At 67.3% G+C, this 23,577-nt stretch carries 22 protein-coding genes; 13 read left to right on the forward strand and 9 right to left on the reverse strand.

What is annotated here, in order from left to right; genetic code table 11:
- The first annotated feature begins 19 nt into the window (after nt 1-19).
- From murC to lpxC, 6 genes are all read left to right on the forward strand, one after another.
- Nucleotides 20-1,456, forward strand: a complete 1,437-nt coding sequence (gene murC / locus C1927_RS03635; RefSeq protein WP_079220631.1) for a UDP-N-acetylmuramate--L-alanine ligase — start codon at nt 20-22, stop codon at nt 1,454-1,456.
- Nucleotides 1,453-2,415 (forward strand): D-alanine--D-alanine ligase, encoded by a 963-nt coding sequence (locus C1927_RS03640; RefSeq protein WP_079220632.1) that lies wholly within the window; start codon nt 1,453-1,455, stop codon nt 2,413-2,415. Before murC ends, C1927_RS03640 begins: the two co-directional genes overlap by 4 nt.
- The gene (locus tag C1927_RS03645) at nt 2,412-3,161 is read left to right on the forward strand and encodes a cell division protein FtsQ/DivIB (RefSeq protein WP_079220633.1); all 750 of its coding nucleotides are present in this window, start codon (nt 2,412-2,414) and stop codon (nt 3,159-3,161) included. Before C1927_RS03640 ends, C1927_RS03645 begins: the two co-directional genes overlap by 4 nt.
- Nucleotides 3,158-4,393 carry a cell division protein FtsA gene (ftsA, locus tag C1927_RS03650; protein WP_079220634.1) on the forward strand — a complete coding sequence of 412 codons (1,236 nt, stop codon included), beginning with the start codon at nt 3,158-3,160 and terminating at the stop codon, nt 4,391-4,393. Before C1927_RS03645 ends, ftsA begins: the two co-directional genes overlap by 4 nt.
- Nucleotides 4,394-4,554: 161 nt before the next feature.
- Entirely contained in the window at nt 4,555-5,790 is a 1,236-nt protein-coding gene (gene ftsZ / locus C1927_RS03655) for a cell division protein FtsZ (protein WP_079220635.1), read from the forward strand.
- Between the two features lie 184 nt (nt 5,791-5,974).
- Nucleotides 5,975-6,886 (forward strand): UDP-3-O-acyl-N-acetylglucosamine deacetylase, encoded by a 912-nt coding sequence (lpxC, locus tag C1927_RS03660; protein WP_079220636.1) that lies wholly within the window; start codon nt 5,975-5,977, stop codon nt 6,884-6,886.
- 282 nt (nt 6,887-7,168) lie between these two features.
- On the opposite strand, the gene C1927_RS03665 is transcribed toward lpxC, so the two are convergent.
- Entirely contained in the window at nt 7,169-7,618 is a 450-nt protein-coding gene (locus C1927_RS03665; RefSeq protein WP_079220637.1) for a DUF721 domain-containing protein, read from the reverse strand.
- Between the two features lie 12 nt (nt 7,619-7,630).
- Here C1927_RS03665 and C1927_RS03670 point away from each other — a divergent pair, with 12 nt between their 5' ends.
- The 3 genes from C1927_RS03670 to C1927_RS03680 all read left to right on the forward strand — a co-directional run bounded on the left by C1927_RS03670 (nt 7,631) and on the right by C1927_RS03680 (nt 12,609).
- Nucleotides 7,631-8,584, forward strand: a complete 954-nt coding sequence (locus tag C1927_RS03670; protein ID WP_079220638.1) for a M23 family metallopeptidase — start codon at nt 7,631-7,633, stop codon at nt 8,582-8,584.
- 227 nt (nt 8,585-8,811) lie between these two features.
- Complete coding sequence (secA, locus tag C1927_RS03675; protein WP_079220639.1) at nt 8,812-11,544, forward strand: preprotein translocase subunit SecA; 2,733 nt, start codon at nt 8,812-8,814, stop codon at nt 11,542-11,544.
- A gap of 111 nt (nt 11,545-11,655) precedes the next feature.
- A complete protein-coding gene (locus C1927_RS03680) occupies nt 11,656-12,609 on the forward strand; it encodes a Nudix family hydrolase (protein ID WP_108745962.1) in 954 nt (317 codons plus the stop codon).
- A 132-nt stretch (nt 12,610-12,741) separates the two neighbouring features.
- Here C1927_RS03680 and C1927_RS03685 read toward each other — a convergent pair whose 3' ends face one another.
- Nucleotides 12,742-13,323 carry a DUF4124 domain-containing protein gene (locus C1927_RS03685; RefSeq protein ID WP_108745963.1) on the reverse strand — a complete coding sequence of 194 codons (582 nt, stop codon included), beginning with the start codon at nt 13,321-13,323 and terminating at the stop codon, nt 12,742-12,744.
- A gap of 40 nt (nt 13,324-13,363) precedes the next feature.
- Nucleotides 13,364-14,191, reverse strand: a complete 828-nt coding sequence (gene metF, locus C1927_RS03690) for a methylenetetrahydrofolate reductase [NAD(P)H] (RefSeq protein ID WP_108745964.1) — start codon at nt 14,189-14,191, stop codon at nt 13,364-13,366.
- A gap of 202 nt (nt 14,192-14,393) precedes the next feature.
- Between metF and C1927_RS03695 the strand changes: the two genes are divergently transcribed.
- From C1927_RS03695 to C1927_RS03705, 3 genes are read left to right on the forward strand one after another with little or no spacing between them, the layout of a single operon-like run.
- Nucleotides 14,394-15,326, forward strand: coding sequence for an alpha/beta hydrolase (locus C1927_RS03695; RefSeq protein ID WP_108745965.1), 933 nt, complete (start codon nt 14,394-14,396; stop codon nt 15,324-15,326).
- Nucleotides 15,327-15,352: 26 nt separating this feature from the next.
- On the forward strand, nt 15,353-16,423 hold the full coding sequence (locus tag C1927_RS03700) for a histidine kinase (protein WP_108745966.1): 1,071 nt from the start codon (nt 15,353-15,355) through the stop codon (nt 16,421-16,423).
- A complete protein-coding gene (locus C1927_RS03705) occupies nt 16,408-17,139 on the forward strand; it encodes a LytTR family DNA-binding domain-containing protein (RefSeq protein WP_108745967.1) in 732 nt (243 codons plus the stop codon). Before C1927_RS03700 ends, C1927_RS03705 begins: the two co-directional genes overlap by 16 nt.
- A gap of 6 nt (nt 17,140-17,145) precedes the next feature.
- On the opposite strand, the gene C1927_RS03710 is transcribed toward C1927_RS03705, so the two are convergent.
- From C1927_RS03710 to C1927_RS03720, 3 genes are all read right to left on the reverse strand, one after another.
- Nucleotides 17,146-18,363, reverse strand: coding sequence for a HAMP domain-containing sensor histidine kinase (locus C1927_RS03710; RefSeq protein WP_159095292.1), 1,218 nt, complete (start codon nt 18,361-18,363; stop codon nt 17,146-17,148).
- Nucleotides 18,364-18,434: 71 nt separating this feature from the next.
- Entirely contained in the window at nt 18,435-19,109 is a 675-nt protein-coding gene (locus tag C1927_RS03715) for a response regulator transcription factor (RefSeq protein WP_216821180.1), read from the reverse strand.
- A 17-nt stretch (nt 19,110-19,126) separates the two neighbouring features.
- Entirely contained in the window at nt 19,127-20,476 is a 1,350-nt protein-coding gene (locus C1927_RS03720; protein ID WP_254051537.1) for a type 1 glutamine amidotransferase domain-containing protein, read from the reverse strand.
- On the opposite strand from C1927_RS03720, the gene C1927_RS03725 reads away from it, so the two are divergent.
- Nucleotides 20,363-20,920 carry a DUF3228 family protein gene (locus C1927_RS03725; RefSeq protein WP_108747761.1) on the forward strand — a complete coding sequence of 186 codons (558 nt, stop codon included), beginning with the start codon at nt 20,363-20,365 and terminating at the stop codon, nt 20,918-20,920. The two genes, C1927_RS03720 and C1927_RS03725, sit on opposite strands and share 114 nt — an antisense overlap.
- Nucleotides 20,921-20,965: 45 nt before the next feature.
- On the opposite strand, the gene C1927_RS03730 is transcribed toward C1927_RS03725, so the two are convergent.
- The 3 genes from C1927_RS03730 to ahcY form a co-directional block, all read right to left on the reverse strand.
- Nucleotides 20,966-21,409, reverse strand: coding sequence for a hypothetical protein (locus C1927_RS03730; RefSeq protein ID WP_108745971.1), 444 nt, complete (start codon nt 21,407-21,409; stop codon nt 20,966-20,968).
- Nucleotides 21,409-21,882 carry a Cys-tRNA(Pro) deacylase gene (gene ybaK, locus C1927_RS03735; protein WP_079220649.1) on the reverse strand — a complete coding sequence of 158 codons (474 nt, stop codon included), beginning with the start codon at nt 21,880-21,882 and terminating at the stop codon, nt 21,409-21,411. The genes C1927_RS03730 and ybaK overlap by 1 nt, the downstream gene beginning before the upstream one ends.
- Nucleotides 21,883-22,104: 222 nt before the next feature.
- Entirely contained in the window at nt 22,105-23,550 is a 1,446-nt protein-coding gene (ahcY, locus tag C1927_RS03740; RefSeq protein ID WP_108745972.1) for an adenosylhomocysteinase, read from the reverse strand.
- Nucleotides 23,551-23,577 lie beyond the last annotated feature (27 nt).

Here is a 23,577-nt window from a genome sequence, read left to right on the forward strand (position 1 = left end):
GCCACGCGCGAGGCCGCGCATGATCCGCCGCCTGCACGACACCAACGACCTGGTGCGCGCGTTCCCGCGCGTGCATTTCGTCGGCATCGGCGGTACCGGCATGAGCGGCATCGCCGAAGTGATGCTGACGCTGGGCTATGAAGTGTCCGGTTCGGACAACGCCGACAACGCGGCCACCCGCCGCCTGGCCGGCCTGGGTGCGCGCATCATGCGCGGCCACTCGGCGGCCAACGTGCTGGGCACCGACTGCGTGGTGGTGTCCAGCGCCATCCGCGAAGACAACCCGGAACTGATGGAAGCGCGCAGCCAGCGCATTCCGATCATGCCGCGTGCGGCCATGCTGGCCGAGCTGATGCGCTTCCGCCGTGGCATCGCCGTGGCCGGCACGCACGGCAAGACCACCACCACCAGCCTGACCGCTGCGGTGCTGAGCGAAGGTGGCCTGGACCCGACGTTCGTGATCGGTGGCCAGCTGCTGGCCGCCGGTGCCAACGCCAAGCTCGGTGGTGGCCAGTGGCTGGTGGCCGAGGCCGACGAAAGCGACGGCAGCTTCCTGCGCCTGAACCCGCTGATGTCGATCATCACGAACATCGATGCCGACCACCTGGAAAACTACGGCAACGATTTCGCCCGCGTGCAGGCGGCGTTCGCCGAGTTCCTGCAGCGCCTGCCGTTCTACGGCCTGGCCGTGCTGTGCATCGACGACCCGGAAGTGGCCGCACTGGCGGCCAAGACCCCGCGCCACGTGATGAGCTACGGCATGAGCCCGCAGGCCGACGTGCGCGCCGAAAACGTGGTGCAGGAAGGCTCGCGCATGCGCTTCACCCTGCGCCTGCCGCAGGGCACCAGCCAGGAAGTGGTGCTGGCCCTGCCGGGCAAGCACAACGTGCTGAACGCGCTGGCCGCCGCTGCGGTCGGCTGGCAGCTGGGCGTGGCCCCGGACGCGATCGCGCGTGCACTGGAAAGCTTCGCCGGCGTCGGTCGCCGCTTCAACGACCTGGGCGAAGTGACCACCGCCAGCGGCGCCAAGGTGCGCATCATCGACGACTACGGCCACCACCCCAGCGAGCTGGAAGCGGTGTTCGCCGCCGCCCGCGGTGGCTGGACCGACAAGCGCCTGGTGGTGGCGTTCCAGCCGCACCGCTACAGCCGTACCCGTGACCAGTTCGACAAGTTTGCCGCCGTGCTGTCCAGCGTCGATGCGCTGGTGCTGAGCGAGGTCTACCCGGCCGGCGAAGAGCCGATTGCCGGTGCCGATTCGCACGCCCTGGCCCGCGCCATCCGTGCGCGTGGCCGCAGCGAACCGGTGGTGGTGGGCAAGGCGGCCGAGCTGGCAACGGTGCTGCCGGACGTGCTGCAGGACGGTGACCTGCTGCTGATGATGGGGGCGGGCGACATCGGCGCCGTCGCCAGCCACATCGCCGTGGAAGGCTTCAAGGCGGAGGGCCAGGCGTGAGCGCACTGACCTTCCCGCCGCTGCGCGCCACCGACCCGGCCGTGTTCGGCCGCGTCGCGGTGCTGCTGGGCGGCAGTTCCAGCGAACGCGAGGTGTCGCTGGATTCGGGCCGCAACGTACTTGAAGCGCTGCAGTCGCGCGGCGTCGATGCGGTTGCCGTGGATGGCATCCCGGCGCTGGCCACGGCGCTGGCCGCCGGCGGCATCGACCGCGTGTTCAACATCCTGCACGGCCACAACGGTGGCGGTGAGGACGGCATCGTGCAGGGCCTGATGGACGCCTTCGGCGTGCCGTACACCGGTTCCGACGTGCTGGGTTCGGCGCTGAGCATGGACAAGATCCGCACCAAGCAGGTGTGGCTGTCGCTGGGCCTGCCGACCCCGCAGTACCGCAAGGTGACCGCGGAGAACGTGCACGCCAACGCGGCCGAACTCGGCCTGCCGGTGGTGGTCAAGCCGGCCAACGAAGGTTCCAGCGTGGGCATCAGCAGGGTGACCGACGAGGCCGGCCTGGACGAGGCGGTGGCCCTGGCTGCGCGCTACGACGGCCAGCTGCTGATGGAACAGATGGTGGTGGGCGACGAGCTGACCGTGGCCATCCTGGGCGATGTCGCGCTGCCGTCGATCCGCATCGTGCCAAAGGGCCAGTGGTACGACTACAACGCCAAGTACATCGCCGAGGACACCCAGTACCTGTGCCCGGGCCTGGACGGCGCCGACGAAGACGAGATCCGCCGCATCGCCCTGGCCGCGTTCCGTGCTGCCGGCTGCCGTGGCTGGGGTCGCGTCGACGTGATGCGCGACCGCGCCAGTGGCCGCTTCTTCCTGCTGGAAGTGAACACCGCGCCGGGCATGACCAGCCACTCGCTGGTGCCCAAGGCTGCAGCGCAGGCTGGCATCGGTTTCGAGGAACTGGTGTGGCGCGTGCTGGAACAGACCCTGGAGGCAACGCACGCATGAACGCGCTGCTGCGCATCTTCGTCTGGCTGTTGGCCCTGTCGGTGGTTGCACTGCCGGTGGTGGCCGTGGTCAATGGCTGGGTCGGCGCCGAGCGCTGGCCGCTGGCGAAGCTGCGCGTGCACGGTGAGTTCAAGCGGGTACCGCCGGAACAACTGCAGCAGGTGCTGCTGCCGTACGCGCATGCCGGCTTCTTCGCGGTCAAGCTGCAGGACGCGCAGGACGCCCTGGAAAAACTGCCATGGGTGGAAAGCGCGCGCGTGCGAAAGCAGTGGCCGGACGTGCTGGAAGTGACCCTGATCGAGCACAAGCCGTTCGCGCGCTGGGGCGAAGGCCGCCTGCTGTCCGAGCAGGGCAAGCTGTTCCCCACGCCGAAGAAGCTGGCCGACCTGCAGCTGCCCGAGCTGGATGGCCCGGACAGCCAGACCGAAGAAGTGGTGAAGCTGTACAACGATGCACGCGCGCTGTTCGCACCGGCCGGCGTGGACGTGCGCCGCCTGACCATGGACGCGCGCGGCAGCTGGTCGCTGCTGCTGAGCAATGGCACCGAAGTGGTGGTCGGCCGTGACGATGCCCGCTCGCGCCTGCAGCGCTTCGTGCGCGTGCTGCCGCAGCTGGCCAACCAGGCTGCGCCGATCGAGCGCGCCGACCTCCGATACACCAATGGTTTCACCCTGAGCTGGGGAACGCCGGCCACGCCGGCCGGCGCACCCGCGACCCCGGCCAGAAGAACGCAGGAAAGGACATGAATCGCAAGGGTGACAAATCGCTGATCGTCGGCCTGGATATCGGCACCTCCAAGGTGGTGGCGCTGGTGGGCGAGTATTCGCCGGGCAATCCGATCGAAGTGATCGGCATCGGCTCGCACGAGTCGCGCGGCCTCAAGCGCGGCGTGGTGGTGGACATCGAATCGACCGTGCAGTCGATCCAGCGCGCGGTGGAAGAAGCCGAGCTGATGGCCGGCTGCGAGATCCGCTCGGTGTACGCCTCCATTTCCGGCAACCACGTGCAGTGCAAGAACTCGCCCGGCATCGTGCCGATCCGCGACGGCGAAGTGACCTGGGGCGACCTGGATCGCGTGCTCGATGCGGCCAAGGCGGTGGCGATCCCGGCTGACCAGAAGATCCTGCATGCGATCCCGCGCGAGTACGTGCTGGACGACTCGCAGGAAGGCATCCGCAACCCGGTCGGCATGACCGGCGTGCGCCTGGAAGTGCACGCCCACCTGGTGGTCTGCGCGCAGTCCGCTGCAGCCAACATCAGCAAGTGCGTGCAGCGCTGCGGCCTGCAGGTGGACGACCTGGTGCTGTCCTCGCTCGCCTCCAGCGTGGCGGTGCTGACCGCCGACGAAAAGGAGCTGGGCGTGGTGCTGGTGGACATGGGCGCCGGCACCACCGACATCGCCGTGTTCGTGCAGGGCGCGATCTGCCACACCGCCTCGCTGCCGATCGCCGGCGACCACGTGACCAACGACATCGCGCACATGCTGCGCACGCCGACCCCGGAAGCCGAGCAGATCAAGGTGCGCTACGCCTGCGCCCTGGCCCAGCTGGCCACCGCCGAGGAAAGCATCCAGGTGCCGTCGGTGGGCGACCGCCCGCCGCGCCGCATGCCGCGCCATTCGCTGGCGCAGGCAGTGCAGGGCCGCTACGAGGAAATCTTCGAGATGGTGCAGGCCGAACTGCGCCGCTCCGGCTTCGAGGAACTGGTGCGCGCCGGCCTGGTGCTGACCGGTGGCGCCTCGAAGATGGAAGGCGTGGTCGAACTGGCCGAGGAAATGCTGCAGATGCCGGTACGCGTGGGCATTCCGCAGCACGTCACCGGCCTGGGCGAAGTGGTGGGCAACCCGGTGCATGCCACCGGCGTGGGCCTGCTGCTGATGGGCAGCCAGAACGAGCATCCGCGCCGGCCGTCGCTGCCGACCGGACGCGCGGGCAGCATGTTCAAGAAACTCAAGACCTGGTTCCGCGGCGAATTCTGACGCGGAACCTGCACCACCCGGGTCCGCCCGGTTGCATTACCGGCAACACGACGCAACAACGCAACACACAACCCACACAGCCGCACCGGCAACATGACGCGCAAAGGCAGGAGGCCTGAACGCCCATGCCACCGACAAGCGGATACAACGAGGACACGGACATGGCGCATTTTGAACTGATCGAAAAGATGGCACCCAATGCGGTGATCAAGGTGGTTGGCGTGGGCGGCGGCGGCGGCAATGCCGTGGCGCACATGGTCAACTCGGCAGTGGATGGCGTGGAATTCATCACCGCCAACACCGACTCGCAGGCCATCAAGAATTGCGGTGCCAAGCTGCAGCTGCAGCTGGGTACCAACGTGACCAAGGGCCTGGGCGCAGGCGCGAACCCGGAAGTCGGCCGCCAGGCCGCGCTGGAAGACCGTGAGCGCATCATGGACGCGCTGCAGGGTGCGGACATGGTGTTCATCACCGCCGGCATGGGCGGCGGCACCGGCACCGGTGCTGCACCGGTGGTGGCGCAGCTGGCCAAGGAAATGGGCATCCTGACCGTGGCCGTGGTCACCAAGCCGTTCCCGTTCGAAGGCCGTCGCCGCATGCAGGTGGCGCTGAAGGGCATCGAGGAACTGAGCCAGCACTGCGACTCGCTGATCACCATCCCGAACGAAAAGCTGATCACCGTGCTGGGCCGCAACGCCACCATGATCCAGGCCTTCCGTGCCGCCAACGACGTGCTGCAGGGCGCCGTGCAGGGCATCGCCGACCTGATCGTGCGTCCGGGCCTGATCAACGTCGACTTCGCCGACGTGCGCACCGTCATGTCCGAAATGGGCCTGGCGATGATGGGTACCGGCACCGCCCGCGGCGATGACCGCGCCCAGGCCGCCGCCGAAGCCGCCATCCAGAACCCGCTGCTGGACGACGTCAACCTGGCCGGTGCCAACGGCATCCTGGTCAACATCACCGCCGGCGCCGACTTCACCATGGCCGAGTTCGACGAGATCGGCCGCACCATCGATGGCTTCGCTTCCGAAGACGCCACCGTGGTGGTGGGTACCGTGCTCGACCCGGACATGCAGGACGAAGTGCGCGTGACCGTGGTGGCCACCGGCCTGAACCGTGTCTCGGCCAGCAAGAGCCAGCGCCCGGGCGAGCGTGCACCGATCAAGCTGGTGCGCAACGCGACCACCGGCCAGCCGGAGTTCGGCGACTTCGACAACGGTGGCGACGCCGTGTCCAAGGCCGTCGGCGGCATGGGCCTGGGCCTGCGTCGTGCCAGCAGCGACAGCGTGGCCGCTTCGACCCCGTCGGCGCCGGCTTCCTCGGCCCCGGCTTCGGCTGAACTGCCCAACGATTACCTGGACATCCCGGCCTTCCTGCGCCGCCAGGCGGACTAAGCGGAGCTGCCCGGGGCTTGTCCCCCCCGGGTTGCGCCACCATGTCCTGATAATGCGGGCGCCGGGCCAGGATGGGCCCGGCCGCCTTGCTTGACGCGTGTCCCACCGGCAGCCTGCAGAGGCGTTTCAGCCGGGGTATGGGACCGTGCGTGTTAATCTAGCGTGTCACTTCCGGTCTACCCCCATGATCCAGCAACGCACCCTCAAGAACACGATCCGCGCCACCGGCGTTGGCCTGCACAGCGGTGACAAGGTCTACATGACCCTGCGCCCGGCACCGGTCAACCATGGCATCGTGTTCCGGCGCGTGGACCTGGACCCGGTGGTGGAAGTGCCGGCCAAGGCCGAACTGGTCACCGAAGTGACCCTGTGCACCGGCCTGACCTGCAACGACGCCAAGATCCAGACCGTCGAACACCTGATGTCGGCATTGGCCGGCCTGGGTGTGGACAACATCATCGTCGAACTGTCCTCGGCCGAGCTGCCGATCATGGACGGTTCGTCCGGCCCGTTCGTGTTCCTGCTGCAGTCGGCAGGCATCGTGGAGCAGGACGCGCCCAAGCGTTTCATCCGCGTGCTGAAGACCGTGGAGGTGACCGAGGGCGACAAGGTGGCCCGCTTCACCCCGTATGAGGGGTACAAGCTGGGCTTCACCATCCAGTTCGACCACCCGATGATCCCGGCCAAGCAGTCGCGCCAGGAAATCGAGTTCTCGACGATGGCCTACACCAAGGAAATCTCCCGCGCGCGCACCTTCGGCTTCATGCGCGACCTGGAGTACATGCGCGAGCGCAACCTCGGCCTGGGCGGTTCGATGGACAACGCCATCGTGCTCGACGAGTTCCGCGTGCTCAACGAAGACGGCCTGCGTTACGCCGACGAATTCGTGCGCCACAAGATCCTCGATGCGATCGGCGACCTGTACCTGGCCGGTGGCCAGGTGCTGGGTGCCTACGAGGGCTTCAAGTCCGGCCACGCGCTCAACAACAAGCTGGTGCGGGCGCTGATGGCCGACGCCACCGCCTGGGAGTGGGTGACCTATGAGTCGCCGACCGCCGAAGATCCGGTGGTGTACGCCGTCCCGGCCTACGCCTGATCGTTCCAGGTTGTTGAAATAAAACAGGAAAACGCCGCCTTCCAGGGCGGCGTTGTCGTTTCCGGGCGCCGCTGGCTGAATGGCGCAGCGGGTAAAGCGACTGTCGGCTCCGGATCACGGTTTTGTGAACCAGACCGTCTGGAAGCCTGAATATAACGATTATTTAACAACAATCTAACGACTCGACCACCCGGGGCGGCTAGGATGCGACCCGGCCCCCGAAAATGTTTCACGCTGCGGTGACACGCGCGACGGGGATCGGAGCAGGATGCTCCGTTGTCCTCAGGACCCTTGCTTCGGTTTGACCGGGGCATCCTGCAGGGCCGCCAAGGCGTCGCGTAGCCCTTTGTGCGTGGCGGCTGAAACTGCGTGGGGGCCATTCCGGTTGTCGTGCGCTGGGGAGCGCGTGGGAGTGGGAGACGCAGTCTTGATGGTCACCTTGGTGGCCTTCAGCCCGATGGACCGGGCCGCGTCGAGCAACTGGGCTTCGGCAAGCCGCAACTTGGCATGCCAGACCGGTGATTCGACGAGAAAAATGAGGTGTTCCCCGTCCACATTGGCCAGCCGGCAACGGTTGCGCAACGCGGGCGGTAACTGGGGGCGCAACTGACGGTCCAGCGCATCGAGCCACAGGGCACGACGCAGAGGGTTCCCGCTTTTGTCCGCCATCACTGCATCCAGTGCCGGTTTCGGCCTGGTCGCGGGACGAACGCTGGATTTCGGCTCAGACATGAAAACTCACTGATGGCATTCAAAAAGATCGTAATCAAAACGCGTGAAGGGCAGGCCAAATCGCCGATCGCGCGTTTGCGGTTCTATTTCGAGGACCGCCCCCGCGCCCTGCTGGGCAGCGTGCTCGGGGTAGGCTGCATTATCGGCCTTGCCGGTGGCTTTGGCGCCAGCGCGCTGAACGACTCGCGCCTGCAGGCCAAGGTCGACCGCCAGGAAGCTGAACTGGCCAAGGTCCAGCGCGATGCGCAGACCCAGGTCAACGCACTGGCCGCCCGGCTGGGCGAGCTGCAGGCACAGGCCACCCGCCTGAACGCCCTCGGCGAGCGCCTGACCCAGATGGGCAAGCTGGAAGACGGCGAGTTCGACTTCAACGAGACCCCCGGCCTGGGTGACGGCGATGCCGGCGGCCCGACCGCGGACATCCCGGTCAAGGACGTCAACGCCGACTTACAGGTGCTGGAGCAGCGCTTCGCTGCTTCAGGCCGCCAATTGTCGGTGATGGAATCGCTGATGTTCGACCACCAGCTGCAGCAGAACGCCGTGCCCTCGCGCATGCCGATCCGCAACAGCTACGTCACCTCCGGCTTCGGCACCCGTGCCGACCCGTTCGGCCGCGGTGCCGCCACCCACAAGGGCATGGACTTCCACGCCCGCGTCGGCGACCCGGTGATGTCCGTGGCCGATGGCGTGGTCAGCTTCTCCGGCGTGAAGGGCGGCTACGGCAACGTGGTCGACGTCGACCATGGCAACGGCTATGTCACCCGCTACGCGCACAATTCGCGCCTGGTGGTGAAGGTAGGTGACCTGGTCCGTGCCGGCCAGGAGGTGGCCAAGGCCGGTTCCACCGGCCGCTCCACCGGTGCCCACGTGCACTTCGAGGTGTGGGAGAACGGCAACGTGGTCAACCCGCGCAAGTTCCTCGGCGACGGCGGCAATACCCCGGTCGGCCGCATCAGCCGCGGTTGAACCCGCTTTGGGTAGTGCCGGCCGCTGGCCGGCAATTCCTTGGGTGACCGAACGAGGTTGCCGGCCAGCGGCCGGCACTACCCCACGGGGTTGAAACCCCTCGTGTCCGTCCCAAGCTACAATGGGTGTTGCCATCGACAGGGCGCCAGGCGCCCTGTTTCGTTTGCGGCGATCGGATCCCCGGGGGGGAGGCCGGGCCGCTGTGTCCATCCAACCCGGTTCCTTCAATGATCAACAGCCTGCTTACCCGCGTATTTGGCAGTCGTAACGAACGACAGCTGCGCCAGCTCAACCGCATCGTCGCCAAGATCAATGCGCTGGAGCCGGAGATCGAGAAGCTTTCCGACGAGCAGCTGCAGGCCAAGACGCCGGAGTTCAAGCAGCGCATCGCCGGGGGTGAAGCCCTGGACAAGGTGCTGCCCGAAGCGTTCGCGGTCTGCCGCGAAGCCGGCCGCCGCGTGCTGGGCATGCGCCACTACGACGTGCAGCTGATCGGCGGCATGGTGCTTCACCTGGGCAAGATCGCAGAAATGCGCACCGGTGAAGGCAAGACCCTGGTCGCGACCCTGCCGGTGTACCTGAACGCGCTGGAAGGCAAGGGCGTGCACGTGGTCACCGTCAACGACTACCTGGCCCGCCGCGATGCCGCGCAGATGGGCAAGCTGTACAACTGGCTGGGCCTGAGCGTGGGCGTGGTCTACCCGGGCATGCCGCACAGCGACAAGCGCGAGGCCTATGCCTCGGACATCACCTACGGCACCAACAACGAATTCGGTTTCGACTACCTGCGCGACAACATGGCGCTGTCCAAGGCCGACCGCTACCAGCGCGGCCTGCACTACGCCATCGTCGACGAAGTCGACTCCATCCTGATTGACGAAGCGCGTACCCCGCTGATCATCTCCGGCCCGGCCGATGATTCCCCGGAGCTGTACATCCGCGTCAACCGCGTCGTGCCGAACCTGGTCAAGCAGGAAGTGGAAGACGGCGAGGGCGACTTCTGGGTCGACGAGAAGGGCAAGCAGGTGCACCTGTCCGAAGCGGGCATGGAGCACGCCGAGCAGCTGCTGGTGGAAGCCGGCATCCTCGACGGCGAGACCGAAGGCCTGTACGCGCCGCAGAACCTGACCGTGGTCCACCACCTCAACGCCGCCCTGCGCGCGCACGCCATCTACCAGCGTGACGTGGATTACATCGTGCGCGACGGCGAAGTGGTCATCGTCGACGAATTCACCGGCCGTACCCTGGCCGGCCGCCGCTGGTCCGACGGCCTGCACCAGGCGGTGGAAGCGAAGGAAGGCGTGCCGGTCCAGCGCGAGAACCAGACGCTGGCGAGCATCACCTTCCAGAACCTGTTCCGCATGTACAAGAAGCTGTCCGGCATGACCGGTACGGCCGATACCGAAGCGTTCGAATTCCAGAGCATCTACGGCCTGGAAGTGGTGGTCATCCCGACCAACCGCCCGACCATCCGCAAGGACAGCCCGGACCAGGTGTTCCTCAACCGCAAGGGCAAGTTCAATGCGGTGCTGGCCGACATCGAAGAGTGTGCCAAGCGCGGCCAGCCGGTGCTGGTGGGTACCACCTCGATCGAAACCTCGGAAATGCTGTCCGAGCACCTGAGCAAGGCCGGCGTGAAGCACGAAGTGCTCAACGCCAAGCAGCATGACCGCGAAGCGACCATCGTTGCCAACGCCGGTCGCCCGGCTGCCGTGACCATCGCCACCAACATGGCCGGCCGCGGTACCGACATCGTGCTGGGCGGTTCGCTGGAAGCGGAAATCCACGAGCTGGGCGAGGGCGCGACCGACGAGCAGAAGGCGGCGGTCAAGGCCGAATGGCAGAAGCGCCATGACGCGGTGAAGGCCGCCGGCGGCCTGCACATCGTGGGCACCGAGCGCCACGAATCGCGCCGTATCGACAACCAGCTGCGTGGCCGTTCCGGCCGCCAGGGTGACCCGGGTTCGTCCCGCTTCTACCTGTCGCTGGAAGACAACCTGATGCGCATCTTCGCCTCCGACTGGGTGCAGAAGGCCATGCGCATGATGGGCATGAAGGAAGACGACGTCATCGAGGACCGCCTGGTCAGCCGCCAGATCGAAAAGGCGCAGCGCAAGGTCGAGGCCCACAACTTCGACATCCGCAAGAACCTGCTGGACTTCGACGACGTCAACAACGACCAGCGCAAGGTGATCTACGCCCAGCGCGACGAGCTGCTGGACGCCGAATCGGTGAAGGACAACGTCGACGGCATCCGTGACGACGTGATCTTCGACGTGGTCGCCCGCTTCGTGCCGCCGAACTCGGTGGACGAGCAGTGGGACCTGCGTGGCCTGGAAGCGACCCTGGAGTCGGACTTCGGCCTGCAGATGTCGCTGGTGGACATGGTCAAGTCGCACGAGGAACTGGACGCCGAAGGCATCGCTGCGAAGGTGCTGGAGCGCGTCAACCAGCACTTCGCCGAGAAGGAAGCCGGCGTGGGCGAGGAAACCATGCGCGCGCTGGAAAAGCACGTCATGCTGACCGTGCTCGACCAGAGCTGGAAGGAACACCTGGCCCGCATGGACTACCTGCGCCAGGGCATCTACCTGCGTGGTTACGCGCAGAAGCAGCCCAAGCAGGAGTACAAGAAGGAAGCCTTCGAGTTGTTCTCGGACATGCTGGAGAACGTCAAGCGCGAAGTGGTGACCCTGCTGGCACGCGTGCGCATCCGCAGCGACGAGGAAGTGCAGGCGCTGGAAGCGGCCGAGCGGCAGCAGGTGGAAGCCCGCCTGAGCCAGTCGCAGTTCCAGCACCAGGACGCCGGCAGCTACAGCGCCGACGAAGAAGCGGCACAGGTGGAAGCCGCCCAGCAGGGCGGGAGCCCGCTGCAGCGTGACGAGCCGAAGATCGGCCGCAACGATCCGTGCCCCTGCGGCAGTGGCAAGAAGTACAAGCACTGCCACGGCCAGCTGAGCTGACCCCAGGAAGCCCCGCGAATGCGGGGCTTCTTCGTTGTGGCCGGGGCGATGGCCGCGCCGGGCCGGCGGCCGCCATTGCGCGGCGCCCTGTCGATTCGGCATCCTGTCCCCATGCCTTCCCCGAAACGATCGATCCATGTCGTGGCCGGCGTCATCACCGACGTCCGTGGCCGCATGCTGCTCAACCGCCGTACCGAGAACCGCGACATGGCCGGCCTGTGGGAATTCCCCGGCGGCAAGCGCGAGGCCGGCGAGAGTTCCGAGCAGGCGCTGGTGCGTGAGCTGCGCGAAGAGCTCGGCATCGAGGCCGAGATCGGCGAGTGGATCATGGACGTGCCGCAGCACTACCCGGACAAGCACCTGACCCTGGAGGTGCGGCACATCCGCAGCTGGAAGGGCACCCCGCGCGGGCGCGAGGGCCAGGCCATCACCTGGGTGGCGCCGGACAAGCTGGGCCGCTATTCAATGCCGCCGGCCGACCTGCCCGTGGTGGCCGCGCTGCGCCAGCCCGACCGCTACCTGATCACCCCGGCGCCGGAAGAAGGCGAGGGCGGCGTGCAGCGTTGGCAGGACCAGCTGCAGCAGGCGGTGGCCACGGGCCAGCAGCGCATCCAGCTGCGCCTGCCGGCCGCGCACCCGCAGCGGCAGGTGCTGATCGAGCAGGCCCTGCAGGCGCACCGGCAGGGCGTGCAATGGCTGCTCAACCGCGATATCGAACTGGCCCGCGCGCTCGGCATCGGCGTGCACCTGGGCAGCGAACAGCTGCTGGCCCTGCAGGAACGACCGCTGCCGGAGGGCCAGCTGGTGGCGGCCTCCTGCCATGACCTGGCGCAGCTGCAGGCAGCGCAGCGGCTGGGCTGCGATTTCGCGGTCCTCGGCCCGGTGCAGGCCACGGCCAGCCACCCCGGAGCCACGCCGCTGGGCTGGGAGGCGTTCGCCGCGTTGCGGGCGCAGGTGTCGCTGCCGATCTACGCGCTGGGCGGGCTGGATGCAGGCCAGGTCAGCCAGGCCCGTCGCCACGGCGGGCAGGGCATCGCCGCGATCCGCGGGCTGTGGCCAGCCTGACCCCGGTAGCGCGGGGCCATGCCCCGCGAGCGCGTAGCGCGGCGCTTCTGGCCTTCCGCCGGGCATGGCCCGGCGCTACCACAGGGTCGGCCGCCCGCTGTCAGTAGATCCACGCCATGCGTGGATGCGGCCCTACAACGTGATCCAGAAACACCCGTACTGTCGCCGCAGCCCCAGCACCGTCGCCGCGCGCGCCGCACTGCCCGGCAGGGTCTGTTCCAGGCGCAGGCCGACCGGATGCCGCGGCGCCGCCGGCTCCGGGTCGGATTCCTGCGCAGCAGGGCTCTGGCCCTCATCCGGTTGCACCTCATCATCCTGCCGTGGGTACACCGGCACCACGTCCACCAGCGGGCGTCGCACCACCGATTCCAGCTGGCCGAGGATGCGCTGCGCGCCGGCGTCGGACACCGCGCTCCACAGGTACAGCGTGGACAACCGGTTGACGTCCTGGGTGTTCACCGCGTCATGCAGGGCCTGCACCAGTTCGCTCAGGCGGCGCGGGCAGCTGGCCCCCAGGCTGTCGCGCTGCAGGGTGCTGCCGGCCGGTGGCGGCGGCGGACGCCGCGACTGTGCGCCTACGCTGTCACACGGGCGGTCGGTATAGACGCTCTGGCCCTGCGCATCGGTGCAGCGGTTCAGGCGCGTGGATTGGGCGTGGGCATCGATGCTGGCCGCGGACAGCAGCACCAGCAGCAGGGACAGGACAGCTTTCATGCCGACAGGGTAGCGTTGAAAGCGACAGCGCAGTGTGCCTTCAGCCGTTCAGCAGCTTCAACACCGACACCGTCGGCTTGGCCAGGTTCAGCGTGTAGAAGTGCAGCCCTGGCGCGCCGCCTTCCACCAGGCGCTGGCACAGCCTGGCCACCACTTCGGCGCCAAACGCACGCACCGATTCGCTGTCGTCGCCATAGGCCAGCATCCTGCGGCTGATCCAGCGCGGGATCTCGGCACCGCACTGTTCGGAAAAGCGACGCAGCTGGCTGAAGTTGGCGATCGGCATGATGCCCGGGGTGATCGGCACCTGCACGCCCAGCCGCTGCACTTCGTCGACGAAGTGGAAGTAGGCGTCGGCGTTGTAGAAGTACTGGGTGATGGCCGCATCGGCGCCGGCATCGATCTTGGCCTTGAAGTGCTTCAGGTCGGTCAGTGCATCCGGCGCCTGCGGATGGGTTTCCGGGTAGGCGCCGACCTCGATGCGGAATGCATCGCCATGCTCGGCGCGGATGAAGGCGATCAGTTCGGCCGCGTAGCGCATGTCGCCCGGAAAGCCCATGCCCGAGGGCAGGTCACCGCGCAGCGCGACCAGCCGCCGGCAGCCGATGGCGCGGTACAGCTTGAGCAGCTCGCGGATCTCCTGCCGGGTGCCGCCGACGCAGGACAGGTGCGGCGCCGCATCGAAGCGATGGTGCTGGTTGAGGTGGCGCACCGTCTCGGAGGTGTAGCTGAGGGTGGAGCCGCCGGCACCGAAGGTGCAGGACACGTACTCGGGGGCATACGCCTTCAGGCGGGCGGCGGTACGGTCCAGCTGGCCACGCTGCTCATCGGTCTTGGGTGGGTAGAACTCGAAGCTGATGGCGGTCATGGCACGGGCGGTGGCAGCGGGTGCGGTTGAGTATATCTCTCCATCAAGATGGATGTGAAGCATGAGGGCGTGAAGAGGCGGCAGGGCGTGGCGACCGTTCACCCGGCGTGGCGGCCGTTGCTCCGGAACTGCACCCCGGCGGCGCCCATCGCGGCCACGCTGGCCGCACACCCCACGCACCCGCCCCTGGAAGGAACACACGATGAAGATGATCCTGGCGATGTACTACGCGATGAAGGCCCTGGCCCGGCTGGCCATGCTGGGCATGGCGATGGCCGTGCTCGGCTCGGGCGCCGCCCATGCTGCCGAGGCAGCGCCGACCGGCACCGGCAAGCTGCAGGTCGAGGTGGTCGGCCACGGCCGCCCGTTGTTGATGATCCCCGGTTTGAACAGCAGCGCCGAGGTCTGGCGTGAGACCTGCCTGGCATTGAAGGGCGTGCAGTGCCACCTGGTGCAGCTGCCGGGCTTTGCCGGTACCCGCGCCGCCGCGCCGCGCCCGGCGGATTTCCTGTCGGCCATGCGCGACCAGCTGCTGGCCTATGTGCATGAGCAGAAGCTGGACCATCCGGCAGTGATCGGCCACAGCCTGGGCGGCGTGCTGACCCTGCAGATGGCGGTGAAGGAACCGGACGCATTGGGGCCGCTGGTCATCGTCGACGCGCTGCCGTTCTACGCGGGCATGCAGAACCCGCAGGCGACCGCACAGAGCGTGCAGCCGCTGGCCGAACAGATGCGCACGGCCATGCTGGCTGCGGACCCGGCCAGCTACCAGGCGCAGGCCGAAGCGGCGCTGGCCCCGCTGACCAACAGTGCCGCGCGCCTGCCCCAACTGAAGCGCTGGGGCCGCGACAGCGATCGCGCCACCACCGCCGATGCGATGTACTCGCTGCTGGTGACCGACCTGCGCAGCGACGTGGCCGGTATCCAGTCACCCACGCTGGTGCTGGGCGCCTGGGCGTCCTACCAGGCAATGGGTGCGACCGAAGCGTCGGCGCGTGCGATCTTCCAGTCGCAGTACGCCGCGCTGCCGGGTGTACGCATCGAACTGAGCGCGACCGGCCACCACTTCCTGATGTGGGATGATCCGCAATGGCTGCGTGGGCAGGTGCAGGCGTTCCTCGACAGCCACCGCTGATCCTTCCGTCCCCGCCGGCCATTGCCATGCCCGAATCGACCTCCACGCTGCGCTTCTGGTTGATCAACACCCTCGGCTGGGCGCTGTTCTGCGTGGTCAGCCTGGCCATGACCGGCGCGTTCGGTGGCGGCAGCAGCAGTGGGAGCACGCTCATCAGCGTCGGCCTGGGCGTGCTGTTGTATGCCATCAGCGGCAGCGTGCGCGCGCTGGCCCTGCGGCGCCACTGGTGGCGGCTGGACCTGGGCGCGCTGGTGCTGCGGCTGGCGTTGGCGGTGTTGCTGGGTGCAGCACTGGCGCAACTGCTGCTGACGGCGGTGCTGCAGCCGGCGCTGGCACTGGGTTGGGTGGATTTTGCTGGCCGATCGGGTGATTTCCGCCCGGTGGCGCGCCTGCTCTACTGGCTCAACACCGTGCTGATGCTGGGGCTGTGGACCGCGTTGTGGGCCGGCCTGCACGGCGTGCGCAGTGCGCGCCAGGCCGAACTTGCGCGCCTGCGTGCCGAAGCCGAACGCAGTGCGCTGGAGCGCGATGCGCTGCGCGCGCGCTTGAACCCGCACTTCATGTTCAACGCATTGAACAACCTGCGCGCGCTGATCCTCGAAGATCCCGAGCGCGCACGGCAGATGGTCACCGATCTGTCGCGCACGCTGCGCCATGCGCTGGAGCACGCACGCAGCGAGGAGGCCGTGCTGGCCGATGAACTGGCCGTGGTGCAGGATTATCTGGCTGTTGAAGCCGTGCACTACGAACAGCGCCTGCAGGTGCACTTCGAAGTGAGTGGCGAAGCCGCTCAGGCGCGCCTGCCGGTGATGGCGCTGCAGCTGCTGGTGGAAAATGCGATCAAGCACGGCATCGCTGTGTGTCCCGGCGGTGGCGAGGTACGTATCAGCGCGCAGTGCAGCGGCGGCCTGCTGCGGCTGCAGGTCGACAATCCGCTGGGTGTGGCCGCCGCAGGCAATGCCGCCGCAACCGCCGGGCATGGCGTCGGCCTGGCCTACCTGCGTTCGCAGCTGGGCCGCGGTGGCCGCTTCCATCTGCAACCGTTGGACGGCCGCATGCAGGCCCTTCTGGAGATCCCGCAATGCGCACGAACCTGAGTGTCCTGATCGTCGATGACGCGCGCCTGGCGCGGCAGGAACTGCGCACGCTGCTGGCGGCGCTGCCGTGGGTGCAGTGCGTGGGCGAAGCCGATGACGTGCCGGCCGCGCGCGAGGCGATCGCACGGCTGAAACCCGACCTGGTGCTGCTGGATGTGCAGATGCCGTCCGGCACCGGCTTCGACGTGCTTGATGGCCTGGAACAGGCGCCGGCCGTGGTGTTCGTCACCGCCTACGATGCGTATGCGGTGCGCGCCTTCCAGACCAATGCACTGGACTATCTGGTCAAGCCGGTGGAAGCGCCGCGCCTGCATGAAGCGCTGGAACGCGTGCGCCAGCGCGATGTGCCTGCCGCGCCGCCGGTGACCGCAGGTGGCAGTTTGAGCGCGCAGGACCAGGTGTTCGTGCGTGATGGCGAGCGGTGCTGGTTCGTCGCCGTGGGCGAGATCCGCCGGCTGGTGGTGGATGGCAACTACACCCGCCTGTGGTTCCGCGACCAGAACGCGCTGCTGGCACGCAGCCTGAGCGCGCTGGAAGCACGCCTGCCGGTGGAGCTGTTCTTCCGTGCCAACCGCAACACGCTGGTGAACCTGCGGCGGATCCGCGCGGTCAGCCCCAGCGTGGGCGATGGCTACGACCTGGCGCTGGATGATGGCAGCGAGGTGGAAGTCTCACGCCGGCAGGCGCGCGAGTTGCGCGAGCGGATGGCGTTGTAGCTGATGCTACAGCTCGGCGGACTGCCCCCTCAAACGGGCCACTACCCCATCGCCGCCATGCTGCATGACCAGCTCGAGCCCGTAGTGGCTGCAGAGTCGCCGCATGATGTCCAGGCCCAGACCGTTGCCCTCACTACCATCTCGTTTGTCGAAGGGCCGCGGTTCGGGCCAGTTGCCCAGAAAGGGCGATGTACCCGCCGTGTTGTGCACCAGCAGGTGACCGTCCTGCCATGCAATCAGGACCTCTCCCTGCGCGGTATGCGCGAACGCATTGCCGACCAGATTGGCCAGGACTACGCGCAGGGCAGCCTCGGGCGCACGCAGCGTGGCCCCGTTGGGCACGTCCAGCCTTACCTCGACAGGCCGCTCGGCCAGCAACGGAGACTGCTCGATGATCACCCGTTCCAGCAGCGGTACCAGCTTGACCGGCGGAGCACCGTGGCTGGCGGTTTCTTCCCGTGCCAGCGCCAGCAGCGCCGCGATCGCCTGCTGCAGCTGCAGTGCCGACAGGCGGATGTGCTGCACATGCTGGCGGCCACGCTCGGACAGTGCTGGCTCGCTGGATAGTTGGCCTGCCGCACTGGAGATGACGCTCAGGGGGGTACGCAGCTCGTGGCTGGCATCGCGCGTGAACGCCTGTTCGCGGGCGACGAAGGCGGCGACGCGTGCGGACAATCCATCGAGCGCACGCGCGAGTACGCCAATCTCGTCATCGTCGAAACGCGCTGCCAGGTGCATGCCGTGGCCGGGTTCCGGTTGCAGCGCTTCAACCTCTTCGACCAGCACGTAGAGCGAGCGCGTGCTGCGATGGGCGAGCCACATGCCAAGAGCAATCGCCGCGATCAAGACCAGCAGTGCCGTACCGGCCAGCAGCATTACAACCCGGTCACGGATCGGTCGGACCACCAGTTGTGCGCTGACTTCCGACACAAGCCACGCAGGCGGGGTGCCGGCCGGAGGATCGATCCGCTTGAGATGGTAGTGTCGCCCATCGACGCCTGCGAACTCCGAGCGCCAGGGTTCCTTTGCGAACTCGCTGCGCAGATCGTCGGGGAAGGTCGAGGGTGAGTAATGCAGCTGGATGGCGGCGTCGGCAGGCGTCCCCCAGTCCCCTTCGCGCGCGTGGCGGGCAAGCTGGGCCCGCGCTTCACGGTCCAGCTGGGCGTTGAAGATGCTGTCTTCCACCACGTACATGAATACCAGCGAATAGGTGCCGAACACCATGGCGGTGAACAGCGCGAAGGCGGTGAATGTGATCACCAGTCGACGGCGCAGGCGCTGGGTTGGCCGCGGCCTCATGGCGAGGCTTCCAGACGGAAGCCGACACCGTGAACGGTGCGCAGCATCTCGCCTTCGAACGGCTTGTCCAGTACCTGCCGCAACAGATACAGGTGCGATCGCAGCGGATCGGAAGGCGGCGCCTCATCACCCCACAGGCGTTGAACGAGCTCGCTGCGCGTGACCGTTCGCGGCCAGGCCTCGGCCAGTACGAGCAGGATGCTCTGCGGAACCTGTGCCAGTTCCAGCAGTATTCCGGCACGCCAGGCTTGGCCGCTGCGGCGGTCGATGCTCAGCGGTCCAACCTGCAGGAGGTTCGGTTGACCCACGCGATGGCGGCGGGCGAGGGCGAGACAGCGGGCGAGCAGTTCGGCGTCGTCGAAGGGCTTGACCAGATAGTCATCTGCGCCCGCAGCGAAGCCCTGCAGCTTGTCGCCGATCGCATCTCGTGCGGTCAGCATCAGCACCGGGACGTGCCGATCGCTGCGTTCGCGCAACCGATGGCAGACGGTCGTGCCATCGATGCCGGGCAACCCGATATCGAGCAGCAGTACATCCGGCGGTGATGCCAGCGCCAACTGCAGCCCGAGGTGTCCGTCAGCGGCGAAATCGACCAGATGGCCATGCGCCTGCAGCATATCGATGATGGCCGATGCCAACGGCAGGTTGTCTTCAATCAACAGCAGGCGCAGACGCTCGGCGTCCATGGTCAGGGCTGCATGCGGGCCAGGAGAGCGCTAGCTTCGTCCAGTCCGGGCTGCTTTTCCAGCACAGCCAGTACCTGCGAACGGGCCAGTTCGGTCCGGCCCAGGCGCCAGTGGGCTTCTGCCATCGCGACCTGCAGCCTCGGTTCGTCCATATGCGGGCTGGCCAACTGCATGATGGACAGCGCGTCGGTGATCGCGCTGGCATCCTTGGCGCCCTTCAGCTGGTAGAAGCCCAGCATGCCGATCAACTCAACGTGATGGTCGGAGGGGCGCTGCGCCAGTTCTCGTGCCGCACGTCCATCGCGCTGCTGCAGGTGCTGCTCCACCAGCGCCATGCTGCGCTCGTCGCGCCATGCCTGGCGCGCCAGTGGCACGCGTCCGCTGGCGCGCACGAAGGCATCGGCCAGCGCGGCGGTCGAGAACGGGTTCTGGCCCGTCAGCAGGCGTCCATCGACCACCACTTTCGGCATCATCAACGGTGCCTCCTGCCAGCGTGCCCCCAGCTCGCGCATGCGCGGTTCAAGCTGGAACGCGAATTCCTTCGCCCAGCGTTTGCCAAACAGCGCTTCTTCCTCTTCTGTGAAGCCGGTCATGGCGCGGCCATCCACCATTGCCCGGCCATCGGCAAGGCGAACACCTGCCAGCGCCGCCGGGCCATGGCACACCGCCGCGACCAACCCGCCCTGCTGCCAGATTCCGGCAATCGTGGCGTGCAGGGCCGTATCGACGGGAAGATCGAACATGGCACCCTTGCCGCCGATCACCAGGACGCCCTGGTAGTCGCTGGCACGCAGTTGTGCGGTGGGCACGGTTGCGGCCAACTTGCCCATGGCCTGCGGATCGGCAAGGACGGCGGCATTGAAAGCCTCGGAGGGGTTGTACTTGTCAGCCTCGACGGCGCCACCTCGCGGACTTGCCACGTCGATGTCGAAGCCGTTCTGCTTGAGGATGAGCCAGGCCTGCGCGAATTCGTCCATCTCGAAACCCGGCCGGGTCTTGCCCTGGTCCCGGCCTTCGCTGCTGACCACGAGCAGCACCCGCGGTGATGCGGCAGATATGGAAGGGAGGGACAAGGCAGCGGGGAGAAGGAGGGCCAACAGGCCGGACAGCAGAGGGCGGTGGAAGCGGTTCATGCAGGACTCTCCGGGAGATGTACGCGCACTGTGGCCGTCAAATGTGAAGCAGACTTCAAGCGCATCGACCGTTACCCTGATGACCTGTTCCCGCCCGTGCACGCCATGTCCATCGTCCTCACTGAATTCGCCCGTCCCCGCCTGTTCCCGCGCGTGCCGCGCGCCAACACCATCCAGGACATCAGCGCCGAGCAGTTCCAGGCGCACCTCAATGCGCATGCGCCGCTGAAGATGCTCGACGGCTATGCGCCGTTCTGCAAACTGTTCGTTTACGAGAACTGGACCGGCACGCGCTGCCTGACCGTGCCGGTCACCGAGGCCAACCGCCACCTGCTGCACAGCGGCTACGAGGCGCGCAACCGCGAGGAACTGCCGGTGCTGGTGCGCTGGTTCGAGGGCGTGGAATCGCCGCGCGCGAATTACCTGGTGGTGATCCTGTACAGCGCCGAACAGCTGGCGAAGGAAGGCTCACCGATCGACGCGGACTGGGGCATCGTCGGATGCATCTACACCGCCGAGCCGGAAGAAGTGCCGATGGCGCCGATCACCATGATGCGCAATGCGCTGGGCGTGGAGGAGGGTGGTTCCGGCGTTCCGCTGGACCGCGAGGCCTACCAGCGCGCCGTGCAGTTCTGGGAGAACAACGCCAACTGGCGGCCGTAAGTCTCCGGCCCCGGTAGATCCACGCCATGCGTGGATGCTCTTCCGTCAGGCGGCTTTCCACTCCCACCATGGGTAATGGTATTCGCGGTCGGTCGCTTCCCAGTGCTGGCCGCACTGCGTGCAGGCGACGTGGTGGCATTCGGCCAAACCGTCCTCGGCTTCGCCCACCGAGAGCAACCGCATCTGCCCCTGTTCGATCAGCCTGCGCGGGTCGAAGAACAGATACGTCGGCGTGAGCGCGCACAGGCAGCCGGCCTGCGCCTGCCAGTAACGCAGGCGCTGCAGTGCCGCCTGCGGATGCACCTGGTTGGCCAGCAGTGCGCCGCCGAGTGTGACCCCGGCGCAGGCACGTTCGATACGGTCCGCATGCGGCGCTAGTGCACCAAGCAGCGCGTGATCGAAGGTCACCGCGACCCGGCTTGCCGAGGCATGGATGCGCGTGGCATCGCCACTGAGCAGGTCCTGCAGCAGGACATCTGCGGCGGACATCAGCGGGCCTTCCCGATGGGCGCGTAGTGCCCTGCGGTGAGCCGCAACAGGTCGGCCGGCGCCAGTTCCACTTCCAGGCCGCGGCGACCGGCGCTGACGTGCATCGCCGGCAGTGACTGCGCGCTGGCATCGAGGAAGCTGCGCAGGCGCTTCTTCTGCCCGAGCGGACTGATGCCACCGACCAGGTAGCCGGTGGCGCGCTGGGCAGCATCGGCCGCGGCCATCTCGCACTTCTTGCAGCCGGCGGCTTCGGCCAGCGCCTTCAGGTCCAGCTGCCCGGCCACCGGCACGATCGCCACCAGCAGTTCGTGGGTTTCGGTGCTGGCCAGCAGCGTCTTGAACACCTGGGCCGGGTCCAGGCCGAGTTTCTCCACGGCTTCGCCGCCGTAGGATTCGGCATGCGCGTCGTGCACGTAGCTGCGCACGGTGTGGGCGATCTTTTCGCGCTTGAGCAGGTTGATGGCGGGGGTCATGGGGGCATCGTAGCGCGCGCGGGACGCATTGCCTTGACCGAGGCTCCTGCCGGAGCGCATCCACGCATGGCGTGGATCTACTGCCGGCCCCAGTAGATCCACGCCATGCGTGGATGCGTGGTGCATGACCGAATGCCAACGCAGAACGGGCGCCCGAAGGCGCCCGTTCCGTGTGCTGCGTGCACGGGTAGTGCCGGCCGCTGGCCGGCACCCCGCATGGCATCAGTAGCGGTAGTGGTCCGGCTTGAACGGGCCTTCCACCGGCACGCCGATGTAGTCGGCCTGTTCCTGGGTCAGGGTGGTCAGCTTCACGCCGATCTTTTCCAGGTGCAGGCGGGCCACTTCTTCGTCCAGGTGCTTGGGCAGCAGGTAGACCTTCTTCTCGTAGCTGTCCTTGTTGGCCCACAGGTCGATCTGGGCCAGGGTCTGGTTGGCGAACGAGTTGGACATGACGAAGCTCGGGTGGCCGGTGGCGCAGCCCAGGTTCACCAGGCGGCCTTCGGCCAGCAGGAAGATCGCATTGCCGTTCGGGAAGATGTACTTGTCCACCTGCGGCTTGATGTTGACGTGCTGCACGCCCTTGAAGCCCACCAGCGCATCGACCTGGATCTCGTTGTCGAAGTGGCCGATGTTGCAGACGATGGCCTGGTCCTTCATCGCGCTCAGGTGCTCGATGCGGATGATGTCCTTGTTGCCGGTGGTGGTGACGTACAGGTCGGCACGGCCCAGGGTCGATTCGATGGTGTTGACTTCATAGCCTTCCATCGCCGCCTGCAGGGCGCAGATCGGGTCGATCTCGGTGACGATGACGCGCGCGCCGTAGGCACGCAGCGACGCGGCGCAGCCCTTGCCCACGTCGCCGTAGCCGCAGACCACGGCCACCTTGCCGGCCAGCATCACGTCCATCGCGCGCTTCAGGCCATCTGCCAGCGACTCGCGGCAGCCGTACAGGTTGTCGAACTTGCTCTTGGTGACCGAGTCGTTGACGTTGATCGCCGGGATCAGCAGGGTGCCGGCCTGGGCCAGCTGGTACAGGCGGTGCACGCCGGTGGTGGTCTCTTCGGAGACGCCCTTCCAGTCCTTCACCACGCGGCCCCAGTAGCCCGGGCGCTCGGTGGCCACGCGCTTGAGCAGGTTCTTGATGACCTGTTCTTCGTGCGAGGAGGAGGCGGTGTTGACCCAGTCGCTGCCGTTTTCCAGCTCGTAGCCCTTGTGGATCAGCAGGGTCACGTCACCGCCGTCGTCCACCACCAGCTCCGGGCCGGTCAGGGTGCCGTCGGCCAGGGTGAAGGTCAGCGCGTCCAGGGTGCAGTCCCAGTACTCTTCCAGGGTTTCGCCCTTCCAGGCGAACACCGGGGTGCCGGTGGCGGCGATGGCCGCAGCGGCGTGGTCCTGGGTCGAGAAGATGTTGCAGGAGGCCCAGCGCACGTCGGCGCCGATGTCCTTCAGGGTCTCGATCAGAACCGCGGTCTGGATGGTCATGTGCAGCGAGCCGGTCACGCGCACGCCCTTCAGCGGCAGGCTGGTGGCGTGCTTGCGGCGGATCGACATCAGGCCCGGCATCTCGTGCTCGGCGATGTCCAGTTCCTTGCGACCCCAGTCGGCCAGGGTGATGTCGCGGATCTTGTAGTCACCTTCGGTGGAGAAGGTCTTGGCAACAGCGTTCATGCAGTAGCTCCGGTTGTGGGCGAGCGG

It is taken from the genome of Stenotrophomonas sp. ZAC14D1_NAIMI4_1 (genome assembly GCF_003086775.1).
Classification (GTDB): Bacteria; Pseudomonadota; Gammaproteobacteria; order Xanthomonadales; family Xanthomonadaceae; genus Stenotrophomonas.